Raw genomic sequence first — 16,802 nt, forward strand, 5'->3', positions numbered from 1 at the left:
TCGATGACCAATCGCGTCAATATCGCCTGTCTCGGGGCTGGCCGCATGGGACGCGGCATCGCCGTCGCGTTCGCCTATGCGGGGCACAGGGTCACGATGATCGACATCAAGGCGCGCTCCGCGGACGATTTCGCCAAGCTGGAGGCGGACGCGCTCGGCGAAATCAGGAAGACCTTTGCCAGCCTGTCGAAGCTGGGGCTACTGACGGAGATGGACGTCGATCCGCTGATCGCGCGGGTCTCGGTGGTGGCGGCCGGCGACAGCGGCGCAACGCTGTCCGAGGCCGGTATGGTCTTCGAGGGCGTCCCTGAGGTCGTCGAGCTCAAGCGGGAGGTACTGGCGGCCGCCTCGAGGCAAGTCGGCCCGGACACGATCATTGCATCGACGACGTCGACGATCCTCGTCGACGATCTGTCCGGCGCGATCGTGAACCCTCGCCGCTTCCTCAACGTGCATTGGCTCAACCCGGCCTATCTGATCCCCCTGGTCGAAGTTTCGCCTGGCAAGGCCACCGACCCCGCCATCATCGACGAGGTCAAGGTGCTGCTCGAAGGCATCGGCAAGATACCGGTGGTCTGTGCGGCGACGCCCGGATTCATCGTCCCGCGCATCCAGGCGCTGGCGATGAACGAGGCCGCTCGGATGGTTGAGGAGGGTGTCGCCAGCGCGGAGGAAATCGACAAGGCGATCCGCTACGGCTTCGGCTTCCGCTACGCCGTGCTCGGCCTGCTCGAATTCATCGACTGGGGTGGCGGCGACATCCTGTACTATGCGAGCCGCTATCTCGAAGGTGCACTGGGGAGCGATCGCTATCGGGCGCCAGAGGTGATTTCGCGCAACATGAGCGAGGGCCGGATCGGCCTGCGGACGGGCGCGGGCTTCCTCGACTACTCCGGCCTCGATGTCGATGCCTATCGTGTCGAGCGACTCAGGGCCATGGTCGACCTGCTCCGCCACTTTGGCCTGGCGCGACCGCCCGTGCTCGATCGCGGCTAGCCGAAGACGTCCTGGAGCACACCTTCGCGGACGACGGCAACACCGTCGAGCTCGATCGTCGTTCCCATCATTGGCAGGTCGAAATGACCCGCCGTGTAGCGGCCCGCGAATTCATTCGCACCAGTCGAGAACAGGAAATTGCCCGACACAGCGCGAAGCTCGGTACCGTTGGTATCGCGCTGGTCGTACATCGAGAGCGCCTCGTACCGCGCGCCGGGGTTCATGCCAAAACCGACATGCGAGACCGCATAGGCTTCGCGATCACCCCAGGCGGCGAGATAGCTGCGCATCATCGCGGCATCCGTACCTTCGCCTTCCAGCTCGACGACGTAATCGTCCTTCAGCGTCATCTTCACCGGTGACGTCAGATAACGTTTGAAGGTCAGGTTGATGTCGCCGGGCGCCATCACCAGCGTGCCGTTGATGGTCCCACTCTTGGGGAAGCTGACGACGATGCCACCCGGCCAATGCGCGAGTGTGCCGGGTTTGTCGGTCCAGCCCCACACGCCGACCGTGGAGGCTCCGACCATGTCGACGTCAAGCGCCGTTCCGGCCTTTGAAGTGACCCGCATCCGCTTCGTTCCGCGCAGCATCTTCACCGCGGCACGAACGCGCTTCTCGAGCGCGGGATCCGGCACCATCCGTTCCAGCGCCTCGGGATGCTCGTTCGAAATCACCAGAATGCGCGCGCCAGCCTTGAGAATTTCGGGTGTCTCCACCGCGTGCATCAGGCCTTCGATGGTGCAATCCACCACAAAGCCGGCCTGCTGAAGCGCGCTGATCACCGGCCCCAGGCGCTGGATCGCCTCGCTCGCCCCGGTCGAGCGAACCGGAACGACATGACGGTTACGCGGTGTCGGCATTACCACGTGAAACGGCCGTGCTCCCATCCGCAGCAGCGCGAGCTCCGCCAGATGCACGTTCAACGCGCGCGACTGGGTTTCCGAAAGGATCGCCGCGGTATCGCCCGCCCTGACGGCGCATCGGTCAAAGATTTCGCAAAATGCGTCGATCCATTTTGCCTCAATGCGATCAGCCAGCATGGTCCACTCCCGGTCGTGAAGATTCTCTATTTGTCTGTTACGCTTCGGGGAAGCCCCGGAGCAGATACGATCGCACGGCGCCGAGCAGACCGTTCAGGATCAAACCCAGCAGCGAGATCGTGATCAACGGAACGAACATGTCCACAGCCTGGAAAGTTCGAGCCGCCGTCACGAGCGCATGGCCTAGTCCATCCGTTGACGTGATCATCTCGGCCAGAAACACCACGATGCAGGAAATGACAAGGCCGATCCGGCAGCCGGTCAGGATCGAAGGCATCGCCGCCGGCAGCACGACCTTGAAGAGGATTTCACAGCGCGGCGTTCCTGCCGCCATTGCCGACCAGATCAGCTTCTGCTCCACGGTCGACGCGCCGTAATAGGTCGAGAGCAGAATGGGAAAGAGTGCGTCCGCGGCCACCAATGTGATCTTGGATCCGTGGCCGAAGCCGAGCAGCAACAGCAATGCCGGATAGAGAGCGACCTTGGGCAACGGCGCCAATACGCGCACGATTGGGCGAACCACGGCATTGATCGCGGGACTGGCGGCGGCGGCGATGCCGATACTGACACCCAGCACGACGGCAATCGCGAACCCAGCAAACAACCGGATCAGGGTCGCCGCGATCTCCTGCTGAAACGTCCACGTTACGAGTTGCTGGAGCAGCCGACTGAACACATATCCCGGCGGCGGCAGCAGAGCCACAGGCGCAAGGCCTGTTGACACGAGGCCTTGCCACACTGCGATCACCAGTACGATTGGCGCGAGCCCGAGAGCGAGATTTGGGGAGAGAAGGCGCGACATCACGAGAAGCTCAGCGGCAGGTCGAATTGAGGCTCGGACCAGCGGACAAGGCGGGCACGAACCCTTTCGAAAATCGCGTCGAGGCCGATTCCCATTGCCCCCACGATGATGATCATCGCAAAGACGGTGTCGTACTGGCCCATGTCTAGCGCATTGAACAGGATGTTCCCGGCGCCGGACTGACGGGCGATCATCTCGCTGGTGATCATCGTGATCAGCGCCAGCACCAATCCCGTGCGGCAGCCGGTCAGAATTTCCGGCAGGGCCGCGGGCAACACGATGCGCACCAGGCGCTGCGCCGGAGAAAGCCCCATCGCGGCGCCTGACCACAGCATCTTTTCCTCAACCGCTTTGGCGCCCTCAAAACTGTGATAGATCACGGGTAGGCTGACGCCAAGGAAGATCACCAATGACTTCGTAATGTCGCCAACGCCCAGCCACAGCATGATGATCGGCATCAAGGCCGCCTTCGGCACCGGATAGATCACCATCAGGAGCGGATTGAAGAAGGCCGCGACCGCAGCGCTACGTCCCATTAACAGCCCAAGTGGAATCGAAACAAGCACGGCCACGCCAAACCCGATTGCCATGCGGCGGAGCGAGGCCAGGATATTGACCAGCGCTTCCTTGTCGCCAAGGATGTCCGGAATCGCGCGGATTGCTTCGATCGCCGTGGGAAAGCTGTCATTCTTCAGCGCGAGTGACGCGACCTGCCACACCGCCAGCAGTCCGATGCAGGCGAGCACCGGGGCAGAGCGTTTGACTATGCCGGCCGACGACATCATGCGAGCGAGCCGGCTTCGTCGCTCTCATCGAACATGCGCTCGATGTCGACGACGTACTTCTGGTACCGCGGATCAAGCAACAGCTCGCTGCGGCGGCGCGGCCGCGGCAGATCGATGTCGATAACCTGCCGGATGCGGCCTGGTGATTTCGACATCATCACGACCTTGTCGGAAAGGAAGACGGCCTCGTCGACCGAATGGGTGACGAATAGCACCGTCTTGCGATCACGCTCCCAGATGTTCAAGAGATCGTTCTGCAAGCGCGTCCGGGTATACGCGTCGAGCGCGCCGAATGGTTCGTCCATCAACAGGACTTCGGGATGGTAGGCGAGCGTTCGCGCCAGCGCGACGCGCTGCTTCATTCCGCCCGACAGCTCCTTGGGGTAGAAGTTCTCGTAGCCCTTGAGGCCGACCATCTCGATCAAGGTCCGGCTCTGCGCTTCGGCGTCGGTGGCGCGCACGCCTTGCTGACGCGGGCCGTACATCACATTGCCGAGCACGGTCTTCCAGGGAAACAGCGCGAATTCCTGGAACACCGGTCCGCGATCCGGACCCGGCCCCGTGATCGCGTTTCCCTTCATCTTCGCCGCGCCGCTGGTCGGACTGACGAAGCCGCCGACTATGTAGAGCAGGGTCGACTTGCCACAACCGGATGGGCCGAGGATGGAAACAAAAGCGCGTTCCTCGATCGTCAGCGAGATGTCCGACAGCGCCACATGAGCTCTGCGCGCCGAGGTCTGAAAGACCTGCGACACGTGGTCGATCTCGATGATCGCAGGAGCCGGCTCTTGTCGCGTCACCGGTTTCACCCATTCGCTTGATCTTGAAGGCACTACCTTCATCGCGTCTCTCGCCTTGCTCGCGCGCGGATATCGCGCGACATGCCCCGCTGAATGTCCTCCATCAGCGGCAAGACCTTAGCAAGAAACTTGCCAGACTGACGGTCGTGTTCGCACGGGTGCAGTTCGTCATTCGAACCAAGGCCATTCCGCCGGGCCCTCGTGCGTAACGGCTCCGCCCGGCGCCTGCCCGACAAGTCGCGCATACTTTGCGAGCGCGCCGGCGCGATGGCGCGGTGACCGCGGCTTCCAATGGCACCGACGTGCCGCAAGTTCCTGCTCATCGGCCAGCAAATCCATCCGCCGGTTTGCGGCATCAATCCGGATCCTGTCGCCGTCACGAACAAGCGCCAGGGGACCGCCAACAAAGGCTTCTGGAGACACGTAGCCGATACACATGCCGCGGGTCGCGCCAGAAAACCGTCCGTCGGTGATCAGGGCCACCTTCTCGCCCATGCCCTGCCCGTAGATCAGCGCGGTGACGCCGAGCATCTCGCGCATGCCGGGGCCGCCGACCGGCCCTTCATTGCGGATCACCAGCACATCGCCTGCCTTGTAGCTGCGGTTGCGAACCGCCGCGACGCAAGCCTCCTCGTCTTCAAAAACGCGTGCGACGCCCTCGAAGAACTGGCTCTTCAATCCCGCAACCTTGATCACCGCGCCGTCGGGGCAAAGATTGCCCTTCAGCACCGCCACGCCGCCATCGGGCATGATCGGCGCGCGGGCCGCGTAAACGACCTCACCATCGGGCGCATTAGCCGCACGATATTCTTCGGCAAGCGTGCGGCCTGTGATGCTGATGCAGCTGCCATCGATATGCCCGCTCTGGATCAGTTCGCGGACCACCACGGCGGCGCCGCCGATGTCGTAGACGTCCTTCGCCGTATATTTGCCTCCAGGCCGCAGATTGCCGATCAGTGGTGTCCTGGCAAAGACCTCGCCGACGTCATCGATCGTGAACGCGATGCCCGCCTCGTTCGCGATCGCCGGAAGATGCAGAGCGGCATTGGTCGAACCGCCCGTCGCTGCGACGATCGCCGCACCATTCTCCAGGGACTTCCGCGTCACGATGTCACGCGGCAGCGGACCGCCGCGGTCCAACATCTCCATGATCAGGCGCCCGGCCCGGCGCGAGATCTGCGCTCGCTCAGCGTAGACACCGGGGATCATCGAGACGTTGGGGATGGTGAGGCCCAGCGCCTCCGACACCATACCCATGGTATTCGCAGTGAACTGGCCGGCGCACGCACCGATGGTCGGCAGGCAGGCGCGCTCGATCCGCTCGAGCGTGGCGCCGTCGATCTCGCCGGTCATAAAGCTGCCGACGGCTTCATAGGAGTCGAGCACCGTCAGGGTCCGCCCGTCCACGCGGCCCGGCAGCGAGCTGCCGCCGTAGATGAAAATGGACGGCACGTTGCAGCGAACCATGCCCATCATCACGCCCGGAAGCGTCTTGTCGCATCCGCCGTATCCGATCAGGGCGTCGTAAGCCAGACCATGGACGACCGCTTCGATCGAGTCGGCGATCAGCTCGCGCGAAAACAGGGAGAACTTCATCCCCTCATGATTCATGCTGATGCCGTCGGAAACCGACACGGTGGAGAACTCCCGCGGTGTGCCACCGGCCTCCTCGATTCCGGTCTTGGCCGCGGCGACCTGAAACTCATGGGTCATATTGCAGGGCGTCTGCTCGCCCTTCATGCTGACGACGCCGACCATCGGCCTGGCGATCGCGGCGTCGTCGAGACCCATTGCGCGCATGAACGCACGATGCGGGGCTCGGTCGAGACCGTCTGTGGTGACCCGTGATCGCAGCTTCTTCATACGTGCATCTTCTTCATGCTGCGTTCCGGATGATCCGGGACGCCACGATCCCCTAGCCTGGATAATTCGCCTGCTCGCTTATTGCAGCGGAGCGACGATCGTCGGATGCTTGAACTGTGCGACATCCAGCTTCGGCAGCATTCCAGTCTCTGCATAGATGTCCAGCATCTTCTGGATCGCGGCGAAATTCGGTGCCGCACCCGGATCGCGGCCGAAATCGTTGTCCTTGAGCAGGTAAGTCTCAAGCACCGGAATCGGCGCCTTCAGAACTTCATTGACCACCTTGAGGGTCTCTTCGCGGTTTGCCAACGCTTTCTTCATGCCCGACGTGATGTCGCGGACATAGGTCTTGACCAGTTCGGGGTTCTTATCGACGAAATCGGCACGGCAGGCTTCCAGGATATGCACGATGTTCGGCATGGCCTGTGACAACGTGAACAATTTCCTTGTGCCGCCCTTCGCCTCCGCACGCGCGGCAAAGGGCTGGTTCATGTTGACCGCATCGACACGGCCCTGCCGGAGCGCGTCCTCAGAGACGGCAAAGCCAACCTCGACCAGCTTGATGTCCTTGGCAGGATCGAGACCATTCTGCTTCAGGAGCAGATTGAATGGCCCCTGCGTGCCGCCGCCGATCACAGAAATTCCGACCGTCTTGCCCTTGAGATCGGCAATCGTCTTGATCGGCGAGTCATCCATGACAGCCCAATAGACCGAAAAGCCGCCGGGCTTCTCGAAGACGTGCTGTGCCACGATGTAGGCTTTGAGGTTGCCTCCGACCACGCCATTGGAGAGCGAGAGTGGCGCCTGCGTCGCGCAATCCAGCGCCCCGGCTGCGAGTGCCTGCGTCATCGGAGCGGTGCCCTGAAATTGAGTCCATTCGATGTTGTAGGTCTTGCCGATGCTGGGAAACTCGGCCGGGCGCCGCATCATCCAATACTTGGATTCTTCGGCAGGGATGGTCCAGCCGACGCGGATGGTCTGCTGCGCCTGCGACGGGCCTGAGTCCGCGATCAGGGCCGCAACCGCGCTCATTGCCAGGATCCACCTCGAAACGGTTCGCATCATGCCACTCCGCTGCTCCGGCGCCGACGGGCGCCACCGAACCCGACCTGTCCAAATGTTTCATGGTTCAAACAATCAGGCAAGCCATGCATGCCGACCGGTGTCACCGAACGATACGCGATGTAAGGTAAGGCGGCAGTCGCGCCGCGTTGCGCTGCGGCAGAGGAGGCAACCTATGGCTGATGCGAGCAGAACAAACCCGCAAGATGTGGAGAGGCTCGGCTATATCGGCCTTGGGCTCATGGGGGCACCCATGACCAGGCGCCTGCTCAAGGCTGGCCATCAGGTCACCATCTGGAACCGTTCGCAGGACAAAACGACTCCGCTGGTCGAGGCCGGCGCAGTTCGCGCAGCCACGCCCCGCGACGTGATGGCGAAATCGGACATCGTTTTCATGTGCGTGACAGACGCCGCCGCCGTCCAAGAGGTGATCTTCGGGCGCGAAGGTCTTTCATCGGCTCCCGGCGCCGGCAAGCTCGTGGTCGACTTCTCGTCCATCCATCCTGACGCCGCACGCGATCTTGCAGCGCGTCTGAAAGACGCGAACGGTACCGGTTGGATCGATGCGCCTGTGTCCGGGGGTACGAAGGGCGCCGAGGAAGGCACCCTTGCGATCATGGCTGGCGGAGAAGCGGGCGACATCGAGAGGGTGCGACCCTATGTGCTCGCCATGGCGCGCAGGTTCACCCACATGGGCTCGATCGGCGCCGGCCAGACCACGAAGCTGTGCAATCAGGTGATCGTCGGATGCGCGATGGCGGTCCTCGCGGAGGCAACGCGCCTTGCCGTGAACGCTGGAATTGACGCCAACCGATTGCCCGAAGCGCTCGCCGGCGGCTTTGCGGATTCCATCCCACTCCAGCTCTTCGTGCCGCGAATGGTTCAGGGCATTCACATCCCACCGCTCGGTCACATTGCAACGATGCTCAAGGACCTCGATACGGTCGCGGACGTCGCACAGGCGACGTCGACGCCGGTGCCGATGGCCTCGCTTGCAGGGCAACTTTTCAGGTTGGCCAAGGCGGCGCGCGGCGCGCAAGCGGATGCGCTTGAGATCTACAAGCTTTCAGGGCAGAGCCTTGCATCGTTGAACGCGACCTAAGTACGCTACGGCGCTTTCTTGCGCTCATCGTCGGACAGGAACCGACCAAATGTCCCACGCGCGAAGAGCAGCGGCTCTTTCGCGTTGTAAGTATAGGCCTCGACCGCGCCGAGAAAGATCACATGGTCGCCGCCATAGTAACGATTCACCGAGCGGCATTGAAAATTGGCGACGCTCTCAGCGAGCACGGGCGCATTGCCGAGGCCCGGCGACCAATTCACGCCAGTGAACTTGTCGTCCGACGACTTGGCGAATTTGTTCGCGAGCGCCTGTTGCGAAGCGCCAAGCACGTTGACCGTAAAATGACTGGCGTTTTGGAATACGGTCAGACTCGAGGAATAAACGACAAGGCTCCACAGAACCAGCGGAGGATTCAGCGAGACCGAGGCGAACGAATTGCAGGTCAGGCCATAGGGCTTCCCATCAGCGGCCGCGGCCGTGATGATCGTCACACCCGTCGCGTAGGTGCCGAGCGCGTTGCGAAAATCGCGGGGATCGATTGGCGAGTTGTCGCTCGCGAATTCGTTGGCTGGATCGGAAGCGGCCGGCTTCTTCGGCAGATCATTCATCGGCCGGCCTCACAGCGTGAGATTCTCGGACGGCAGGCCCAGCGCCACGCGTCCGTAATTGGTCCCGGCCGCGTCGAAGTTGAACGCGAGATGCGAGTTGATCGCGTGCGCATCGCGGAACTGCCGCTGCAGAACGCCCGTCGTGAACAGGCCGCGCGCTCCGCTCGCGGCAAACAGCATGGAGACCGCCTCGGTGCACAGATTCACCGAAAAGGCTCCATCGCGCCGATATCTGGTCTTGGTCGCCATATCAGGAATACGACCGCACCGAGCGTCCTCCATCGCATTAATGCAGGCCGCGCGCATGATCAGGCGTGCAGCGTCGATCTTGGCCGAGGCTTCAGCGATCTTGATTTGCGTGCTTTGAAAGTCGCTCAGCTTGGCGCGGTTGTAAGTCGAAATGCGATGACGCGCGATCTCAGCGTAATCGTCGAGGCAGGCCTGCGCGTTTCCAAGCGCAACACCGGACAGGACGTAAGGAAAAAGCGAGAAGACAGGGAGTGCATACAGCGGATTCGGATTGACCTTGCTGCCCGGCGTTGGGCCTCCGGCGAGTTCGCCGACGGCGACCGTCATATGGTCAGCCACGAAGACGTCCTTGACCTCCACGTCGCATGATCCCGTCCCGCGTAATCCCGCGACATTCCAGGTATCGAGGACTTTGTAGTCGCCTTTGGGCAGCAAGAAGATTCGATACGCGATGCCGTCGGCCTCGTCATCGGAGTAAACGACGCTTGCAAGCATATTCCATTCGCAGGAGGCAACGCCGGAGGAGAACGGCCAGCTACCATGCAGCCGATATCCACCCGCGACCCTGGTGGCGCGGCCGGCCGGAAAAATGAAGGAGGACGCAATCAACACGTCCGGATCGCGGTCCCAGACCAGATCCTGAGCCTTCTGCTCGAACATGCCGAGCATCCAATGATGACTCGCCAGGTTGGCGAGGTTCCAAGCCACGGAGGCATCCGCCGATCCGAGCAGTTCGGCGCAGTCGACCAGGGCGACGTAATCAAGCTCGGCGCCGCCAATCCGCCTCGGCTGGAGCATCCGGAACAGACCGGCATCGTGGAGATCCCTTTCAGTCTCCGGCGGAAGATGCCGCAGCTCCTCCGTCCGCGCTGCCCGCTCTCGCAGCCGAGGTAGGAGCGCCCGGGCCTTCGCGATCATTGCCGCATAGGCGCGCTCACCGGCTTCCAGCCCGGCGGGCCCGCTCATGCTCGGCTCTCGACCAGGCGCCATGCCGTATCCCTCACTTTCACATATTTATGCGGCGGGCCCTTCACCAAATCAAGTCAAGGGAGGGCTAGCAGGTGCGGTCGCGGGGCACCTCGGCCGGACAATGAAGCAGGATCGCTCGCGCGAGCATAGCAAAGCGGTGATCCGCGGGCATCGCCATACTTGCCCCGTGGCGATCAACTGCCTAGCTCAAATCGGTCGAAGGCTTGACTGATCCAAAGGCGCCCTTTTCGGCGAACTCCGCGATGCGACGTTCGTCGTAGCCGAGCGTATCGTGCAAGACTTGTCTCGTATGCTCGCCCAGCAGCGGAGCAGCCACGGGATCAATGGCCCCGGTCAGGCTCATCGTAATCGGCGGCTCGATGTTGGGGACCCATTCTGCTGTACGATGCGGAATCCGGCTCAAGCGGTGGCGCTCGCGCGCTTCCGGCGCATTGAACCCCTCCTCAACCGTTCGAAGATAGCCGACCGGGATATTTGCCAGCTTCATCTTTGCCATCCAGTTCTCGAGGGTATCGCTTGCAAAGACCTCCGCAATGGCTGCCCGCAGGAGCTCCTTGTTCTCGGAGCGGGCCTTCCGCGTTGCAAATCGCGGATCGGTGATCAGATCGGGCCGGTTGAGCACCTCGACCGCGAGCCGGCGATAGAGCCGGTCATTGGCACAAGCCATGTAGAGCGGTCCATCGGAGGCCTCGTAGACGCCGACGGTGGGAGAGCCGCTCGGCGAATTGCCAAACCGGCCAGGATTCTCGCCGTTGATCAGATAGGCCATGCCGTAGAAACCCGTCATCCCCATCGCGACATCGAACAGCGCCACCTCGACATGCTGCCCGCGGCCGAGCCGGTCCCGCGCCAGTAATGCCAGCAGGATTGCGTTGCAGGCAGACATTCCCGTTGCCATATCCACGATCGGCGGGCCGGTACGAACCGCCGGGCCGTCGGCAAACCCGTTGAGCGACATGAAGCCGCTCTCCGCCTGCGTGATGGGATCGAAGCCCGGGCGCGAAGCGAACGGTCCTGTGCGTCCGTAGGCGGAGATCGAGCAATAGACCAGCCGCGGATTGAGCGAAGCGACAGCTTCGTAATCGAGGCCGAACCTCTTCATGACCCCACTGGAAAAATTCTCGACGACGACGTCGGCTTTGCGGATCAGGTCGAGCGCGATTTCGCGAGCCTCCGCCACGGCAAGATCGAGCACGATGCCACGCTTGTTGCGGTTCAGGCTAAGATAGGCGGCACTCTCTCCGCCGATTTCGGCGTGTTCGTAGGCACGTGTATCGTCGCCGCCGTCGGGATTCTCAATCTTGATGACTTGCGCGCCGAAATCAGCAAGCGTCTGTGTGCAGGCCGGGCCGGCAACGACACGCGTAAAATCGACAATCAGCAGACCATTGAGCGCAGTTGGCCCTTCCGTCGTCCGCGACGAACGTTCCGGCAATTGAGGCTTGGTAGGCATTGATGGCGCTCCTTTACATCGGCTTATGGCCGCCGAATTTCCTGCAAGACCGAACTTAAAGCCCGACGCTACCGAATTCGCAAGTGTTTCACCCGGCTCGCCTGAAACGCAAAAGGGCCCGGCAGCCATCCAGCTGCCGGGCCTCTTGACACTCTGCGCATTTGGGCTGCGCCACATCTCGTCAGCGAGGTTGGTAGTCGCGTTCCGCATCACGGGAAGCTCAGCGCCACCACTCAGCGCAGCCACTTTCGCCAGCAAAGCGTATGAGACCAGGCCCAGCGCACCTCGGGCTGATAGAGGCCGACAGCCCGTCTGGATGAAGTATTGGCGGACACGGGATTGTCCATCGTATCCCAAACGACGCTGTCCCAGCCGATACGGCGCCCCCTTGCCTCGATGGCTCCCATCAACCTGATTTGGAGCCTGCGCCTCAATGCCGCCGCAAGACCCCGAACCTTGAGAAATAGCCGCAATGTCGCACGGGTGTGGACGATACAACATCGGCAAAAGGCGACTGCGTCATCGCCAGATAGACCAGGCACCAGGTTCCAATGTCGAACCGGGGCATCGCCGCGGCGTCGAAAACGTCAGCTGGTGCAGATCGGCTAAGCTGCCGGCAACGTCATCATCAGACGCATCGGCCACACAAATTCTGTACCTGGCATACCCATTGGTGAGAAGTGACCTCGATCCGTCGTGCGGCGATGTCGCCGCAGTGGAAGCCTCACTTGGTCAGCACGACCTTGACGCCGACCCAGATGGCCCCCATCAGACCGGTGGCGATCACCGTGATTACGACCTTGAATGCATAGCTCTGCGCCTGCTCCACGCTCTTCCGCCATCGCCGCAGATGCTGGAAGTCCGCCCTGAGCTCTTTCCGATCGTCATCCTCAATTCCAAAAGAGGCCACCACCGACGCCATTGCTTTCAATGCGATCGCATCGATGCTCTCCTGCCGCAGTCTGTGTTGCGCGGCCAGCGTCTCGGCAACGATGGCCTTGATTTCGTCGTCCGGCATCTTCACCGCCTGATGATCCTTGCAACATTCTCGAAGCCGCGCTTGGCGAAGTAGAATGTGGCGACGAGATTGGCTGTGACAGCCGCAAATCCTGCGAGAGCGTCCGTAGATTCAAGACCAAGCACTTTTACCCAACGTTCAAACGAACTTGCGGGTCTGGCAAAAGTTAGCCGATCAGGAGGATCGGCCGATGACACCCAAGGCGACGTCACAACAGACATTGCGAAACCTGCCGGGAGCCAGGCAGCGCAGCGACAACAAGCCGCGCAGCGATGACAAGCCGCGCATCGACAAGGCGCGAGAGACGCAACAAGCGATCAGCGAAGACGTCGGCGAGACCGAGGACAGGGACCGCGACCTCGCGCATGGCGAGGGCGGCGCCATCGACCTTCCCACCAGACCCGGCGATTTATCGAAGGACGATTAGGCGGAACCTACCTGACGAGAGGCGCGTTTACTCTCGTTGGAAGGAACGTTCGTTCGATGAGTCACACTGTCCTGGTTGTTGACGACGACCCCGCCGTCCTCGAGGTGATCGTCGGCATGCTGGAGGATCTCGGCTGCCAAGTGGTCAGCGCCCAAAACGGTCGGGATGCGCTCGATCAGCTCAAGGAGAACCAGGACATCTCCGTCCTGATCACGGACATCAATATGCCGGGCATGGATGGTCATGAACTGGCCGAGCTGGCCAAGCGAATCCGCCCCGAGTTGAAGATGCTTCAACTATCCGGTCGCGAACCCCGGCGCGGCGGCCTGCCGATGATCAGGAAACCGTTCTCGTTCGAGGAACTCGCCGACATCATGCAGCGAACCACCGGCATTTGCTGACCGTCACACCCAAAAGAAAGGCCCGCAGCGGAATGCTCCGCGCGGGCTGAACCAAACTCTTTGGACGATGCCATTCTGCCAGTGTTTTGCCCGACGTGTCAAACACCGTCGCACGCAAGAGGAAGCCTTCCTCCCAGCTAGATATGTGGTGGGCCAGGGGCTTGCTTCAAGTCCCTGCTCCTGCCGTAGAACCCGTGGCCCGGCCAACACATCGAGGGGTCACGACATGCCTGTATTGCTTCCGACGTCCCGTTCGCGCCACGAGGCTCGTCGCGCCGGCGCGGGCAGCGCAGCGACGACCGATCATGCCGTGGTGATCGCCGGCGGTGGCCCGACCGGCCTGATGCTGGCTGCGGAGCTCGCTCTCGCCAATGTCGACGTCGCAGTGGTCGAGCGGCGTGCGAACCAGGAGCTGGCCGAGACGCGCGCCGGCGGATTGCACGCCCGCACCATCGAGATCCTCGATCAGCGCGGCGTCGCCGACCGCTTTCTGCGCGAGGGCCAGATCACCCAGCTCGCCGGCTTCGCCTGGACGCGGCTCGACATCAGCGACCTCCCGACCCGGCACGCTTACGGCCTCGCGCTGCGGCAGAGCCACATCGAACGCATCCTGGCCGGCTGGGTCGAAGAGCTCGCAGTGCCGGTCTATCGCCACGCCGAGGTGACGGGATTTGCGCAGGATGAGACCGGCATCGACGTCGCACTGTCGGGCGGAAAGAAGCTGCGCGCAAATTATCTCGTCGGCTGCGATGGCGGCCGCAGCACCGTGCGCAAGACTGCAGGCATCGACTTCGCCGGCTTCGATCCGACGCTCAGCAATCTCATGGCCGAGGTCGAAATGCGCGAGGCGCCAGCCCTTGGCCTGCGTCACGACGCGCTCGGGTTTCACGGCCTCAGCGAGACCGAGAGCGGCCGCGTGCTGGTCGTCGTGACGGAAGCAACGCTCGAGCGCACCGGCGAGCCCACCTTGCGCGACCTCAGCGAGGCCCTCGTCGCGGTCTACGACACCGATTTCGGCCTCCACAGCCCCGCCTGGATCTCCCGTTTCACCGATGCGGCACGGCAGGCGGTATCCTATCGCAGCGGACGCGTGCTGCTCGCCGGCGATGCCGCGCATATCCATCACTCCGTCGGCGGGCAAGGCCTCAACCTAGGTGTGCAGGACGCCGTCAATCTCGGCTGGAAGCTGGCGCAGGTGGTCAGGGGCATCTCGCCCGACAGGCTGCTCGACACCTACCATTCCGAACGTCACCCCGTTGCCGCGCGCGTCTTGCGCAACACCATGGCGCAGATCGCGCTGCTCCGCCGCGGCGATGACGGCCTCAAGGCCGCGCGCGACGTCGTCTCCGAGGTGCTCGCCATGGACCAGCCGCGCCAGCGCGTTGGCGCAATGATGAGCGGGCTCGACATCCGCTACGATCTCGGCGATGGCCACGCGCTGCTCGGACACCGCATGCCGGATCTCGGTCTGTCGGTCGAAGGCCAGAAGCTCAAACTGTTCACGCTACTGCACAGCGCGCGCGGCGTGCTGCTCAATTTTGGCAAGCCCGACGGCATCGACGTTACGGCCTGGGCGGATCGCGTCAGTTACATTGTCGCCGATTACGATGGCCCATGGGAGCTTCCGGCTATCGGATGGGTCGCCCCGCCGAGCGCAGTGCTGGTGCGACCCGACGGCCATGTGGCCTGGGTGGGAGACGAGAGTCAACGCGGACTGGCGGATGCGCTGACAACCTGGTTCGGACCGGCTGCTGCGTAGCGCACGAACGTCACAGCCGCGACACCCCGCGGGCTGATCCGAACTCTTTCGATGATGCTATTCTGCCAGTGTTTACCAGTCCAGAACTCGATCTCGCGCCCGACGAAAGCGGACAATCTCACCGTGATTGTGCCAATCTTCCCATCCGACTGGAAGGGAAGAATGTCGACCCACAGGGTGAAGGGCTGGTCACGAACGGCCGAACGATCGGCTGGACATGTCCAGCCAGAGACTAGAAGGCCGCGCGACTTTGCTAGCCGACACCACGCGGCAGCATTCCGGCTTGCGGCGATCAACGCGCCCATGACTGCGGTGGTTATGCGGCAACGAGCAGTCGCTCGTTCTTTCCCAGCATGGAGACGATCAGGTGACCTCGATGCCGCGTCGCTACCACCTTACTCCCCGGCCAAGTACGTGGTAGCGTGCGCCCACCGGCCCGAGCCGCCATCGAATGACCGCGATAAGCTCTTTGCCGCAGCGAATGAGCGGCGAATTTGCCAGAGACTGTTGCGGATCGTCACCCGGCTATGTTGCCAAATTCGGATGTCGCGAGCGCAGGATCTTGGCAACGCCGAACATGTCGGGCGTTGCCGGAAGTCCAACAAGACCAAAGCGAGAAGCGAATTACTCATCGACCACCCCGCAGAAAATTTAGGACGAGATTCGCTCCTTCCCCAAAGGTTGAAACTTCAGTCTAGAACAAACAACAATGTCCACAGACCTTCCTTGGCGCGTGTCGCTGAGCAAGAAGATCGGTGCCAATTAATTCGAGCATGAGCGAAGGTGGTTGAGCTAAGTCGCGCCCCTCTTCCACCCCTCAGCTCCTCACTCCCGCACCCGACCCATCGCCTCCGGCAGTGACGCCAGCAGCAACACGACGCAGACGCACAGCAGCACGATGTCCTTGAACAGAAACTCGCCGGTGAGATTCCAGGCCATCGGATCGGTCGAGAGGCTCCATGTCACCACGCCCGGCGTGGTGAAGAAGAACGAGAAGGTGACGGCGAAGGTGACGACGCCCATGAAGGCGCCGAGCGCCGACATCAGCGGATTGAACGCGCCGGCGATCAGCAGCGCGCCGATCGCGAATTCGGTGACACCCAGCACATAGGCTTCGCCGCGCAGGCCAAACAGCGAAAGCCAGGAGATGAACGGGCTGTTGCTGATGAACTGCGCGATGCCTTGCGCCGATTGCGGCGTGAATTTCTGCATGCCGAACGAGACGAAGATGATCACCATGACCCAGCGCAGGATCGCGAGAAGGCGATAGGATCCGTTGCCGGCTTCGGCGACGTTGAATTCTGCTTTCATTGGACGTGGTCTTCCCCTGGCTGCTCGGGCGCTTGTTGCGGGCTGCCGGTGGTACGCAGGCGGCGCCCGGTCCGTTACGCCGTCCCGGTCACGACCGGTTCACGAGCTCGTGGGCGCCGGGTCGGCCGAGGGCGGCTCTGTTCAAAATTGAACACAGCGTCGCTGCACTCAG

The 16,802-nt window shown here is 62.4% G+C and carries 16 protein-coding genes; 5 read left to right on the plus strand and 11 right to left on the minus strand.

What is annotated here, in order from left to right:
• The first annotated feature begins 3 nt into the window (after positions 1 to 3).
• A complete protein-coding gene (locus IVB01_RS20440) occupies positions 4 to 996 on the plus strand; it encodes a 3-hydroxybutyryl-CoA dehydrogenase (protein ID WP_247280598.1) in 993 nt (330 codons plus the stop codon).
• On the opposite strand, the gene IVB01_RS20445 is transcribed toward IVB01_RS20440, so the two are convergent.
• The 6 genes from IVB01_RS20445 to IVB01_RS20470 all read right to left on the minus strand — a co-directional run bounded on the left by IVB01_RS20445 (position 993) and on the right by IVB01_RS20470 (position 7,351).
• A complete protein-coding gene (locus IVB01_RS20445; protein ID WP_247280597.1) occupies positions 993 to 2,039 on the minus strand; it encodes a peptidase M29 in 1,047 nt (348 codons plus the stop codon). The two genes, IVB01_RS20440 and IVB01_RS20445, sit on opposite strands and share 4 nt — an antisense overlap.
• A gap of 37 nt (positions 2,040 to 2,076) precedes the next feature.
• Positions 2,077 to 2,844, minus strand: coding sequence for an ABC transporter permease subunit (locus tag IVB01_RS20450; protein ID WP_247280596.1), 768 nt, complete (start codon positions 2,842 to 2,844; stop codon positions 2,077 to 2,079).
• Positions 2,841 to 3,626 (minus strand): ABC transporter permease, encoded by a 786-nt coding sequence (locus IVB01_RS20455; protein WP_247280595.1) that lies wholly within the window; start codon positions 3,624 to 3,626, stop codon positions 2,841 to 2,843. Before IVB01_RS20455 ends, IVB01_RS20450 begins: the two co-directional genes overlap by 4 nt.
• Positions 3,623 to 4,468 carry an ABC transporter ATP-binding protein gene (locus IVB01_RS20460; protein ID WP_247280594.1) on the minus strand — a complete coding sequence of 282 codons (846 nt, stop codon included), beginning with the start codon at positions 4,466 to 4,468 and terminating at the stop codon, positions 3,623 to 3,625. The genes IVB01_RS20455 and IVB01_RS20460 overlap by 4 nt, the downstream gene beginning before the upstream one ends.
• A gap of 126 nt (positions 4,469 to 4,594) precedes the next feature.
• Positions 4,595 to 6,289, minus strand: a complete 1,695-nt coding sequence (gene ilvD, locus IVB01_RS20465; RefSeq protein ID WP_247494825.1) for a dihydroxy-acid dehydratase — start codon at positions 6,287 to 6,289, stop codon at positions 4,595 to 4,597.
• 78 nt (positions 6,290 to 6,367) lie between these two features.
• On the minus strand, positions 6,368 to 7,351 hold the full coding sequence (locus IVB01_RS20470; protein ID WP_247280635.1) for an ABC transporter substrate-binding protein: 984 nt from the start codon (positions 7,349 to 7,351) through the stop codon (positions 6,368 to 6,370).
• Between the two features lie 175 nt (positions 7,352 to 7,526).
• On the opposite strand from IVB01_RS20470, the gene IVB01_RS20475 reads away from it, so the two are divergent.
• A complete protein-coding gene (locus IVB01_RS20475; protein WP_247280592.1) occupies positions 7,527 to 8,453 on the plus strand; it encodes an NAD(P)-dependent oxidoreductase in 927 nt (308 codons plus the stop codon).
• Positions 8,454 to 8,458: 5 nt separating this feature from the next.
• On the opposite strand, the gene IVB01_RS20480 is transcribed toward IVB01_RS20475, so the two are convergent.
• The 4 genes from IVB01_RS20480 to IVB01_RS20500 all read right to left on the minus strand — a co-directional run bounded on the left by IVB01_RS20480 (position 8,459) and on the right by IVB01_RS20500 (position 12,738).
• Positions 8,459 to 9,022, minus strand: a complete 564-nt coding sequence (locus IVB01_RS20480) for a flavin reductase family protein (protein WP_247280591.1) — start codon at positions 9,020 to 9,022, stop codon at positions 8,459 to 8,461.
• Between the two features lie 9 nt (positions 9,023 to 9,031).
• Positions 9,032 to 10,261 (minus strand): acyl-CoA dehydrogenase family protein, encoded by a 1,230-nt coding sequence (locus IVB01_RS20485; RefSeq protein ID WP_247280590.1) that lies wholly within the window; start codon positions 10,259 to 10,261, stop codon positions 9,032 to 9,034.
• A gap of 181 nt (positions 10,262 to 10,442) precedes the next feature.
• Positions 10,443 to 11,714 (minus strand): CoA transferase, encoded by a 1,272-nt coding sequence (locus IVB01_RS20490; RefSeq protein WP_247280634.1) that lies wholly within the window; start codon positions 11,712 to 11,714, stop codon positions 10,443 to 10,445.
• A gap of 724 nt (positions 11,715 to 12,438) precedes the next feature.
• Positions 12,439 to 12,738 (minus strand): hypothetical protein, encoded by a 300-nt coding sequence (locus tag IVB01_RS20500; RefSeq protein ID WP_247280589.1) that lies wholly within the window; start codon positions 12,736 to 12,738, stop codon positions 12,439 to 12,441.
• A gap of 184 nt (positions 12,739 to 12,922) precedes the next feature.
• Between IVB01_RS20500 and IVB01_RS20505 the strand changes: the two genes are divergently transcribed.
• The 3 genes from IVB01_RS20505 (at position 12,923) to IVB01_RS20515 (ending at position 15,319) form a co-directional block, all read left to right on the plus strand.
• Positions 12,923 to 13,159, plus strand: coding sequence for a hypothetical protein (locus IVB01_RS20505; RefSeq protein WP_247280588.1), 237 nt, complete (start codon positions 12,923 to 12,925; stop codon positions 13,157 to 13,159).
• A 56-nt stretch (positions 13,160 to 13,215) separates the two neighbouring features.
• Positions 13,216 to 13,560 carry a response regulator gene (locus IVB01_RS20510; RefSeq protein WP_256464850.1) on the plus strand — a complete coding sequence of 115 codons (345 nt, stop codon included), beginning with the start codon at positions 13,216 to 13,218 and terminating at the stop codon, positions 13,558 to 13,560.
• A 226-nt stretch (positions 13,561 to 13,786) separates the two neighbouring features.
• Positions 13,787 to 15,319, plus strand: coding sequence for an FAD-dependent monooxygenase (locus IVB01_RS20515; protein ID WP_247280586.1), 1,533 nt, complete (start codon positions 13,787 to 13,789; stop codon positions 15,317 to 15,319).
• A gap of 825 nt (positions 15,320 to 16,144) precedes the next feature.
• Here the strand turns inward: IVB01_RS20515 and IVB01_RS20520 are convergent.
• Positions 16,145 to 16,630 (minus strand): DUF417 family protein, encoded by a 486-nt coding sequence (locus IVB01_RS20520; RefSeq protein WP_247280585.1) that lies wholly within the window; start codon positions 16,628 to 16,630, stop codon positions 16,145 to 16,147.
• Positions 16,631 to 16,802 lie beyond the last annotated feature (172 nt).

Origin of the sequence: Bradyrhizobium sp. 164, from assembly GCF_023073715.1 — a bacterium.
In the GTDB taxonomy this organism is placed as follows: Bacteria; Pseudomonadota; Alphaproteobacteria; order Rhizobiales; family Xanthobacteraceae; genus Bradyrhizobium.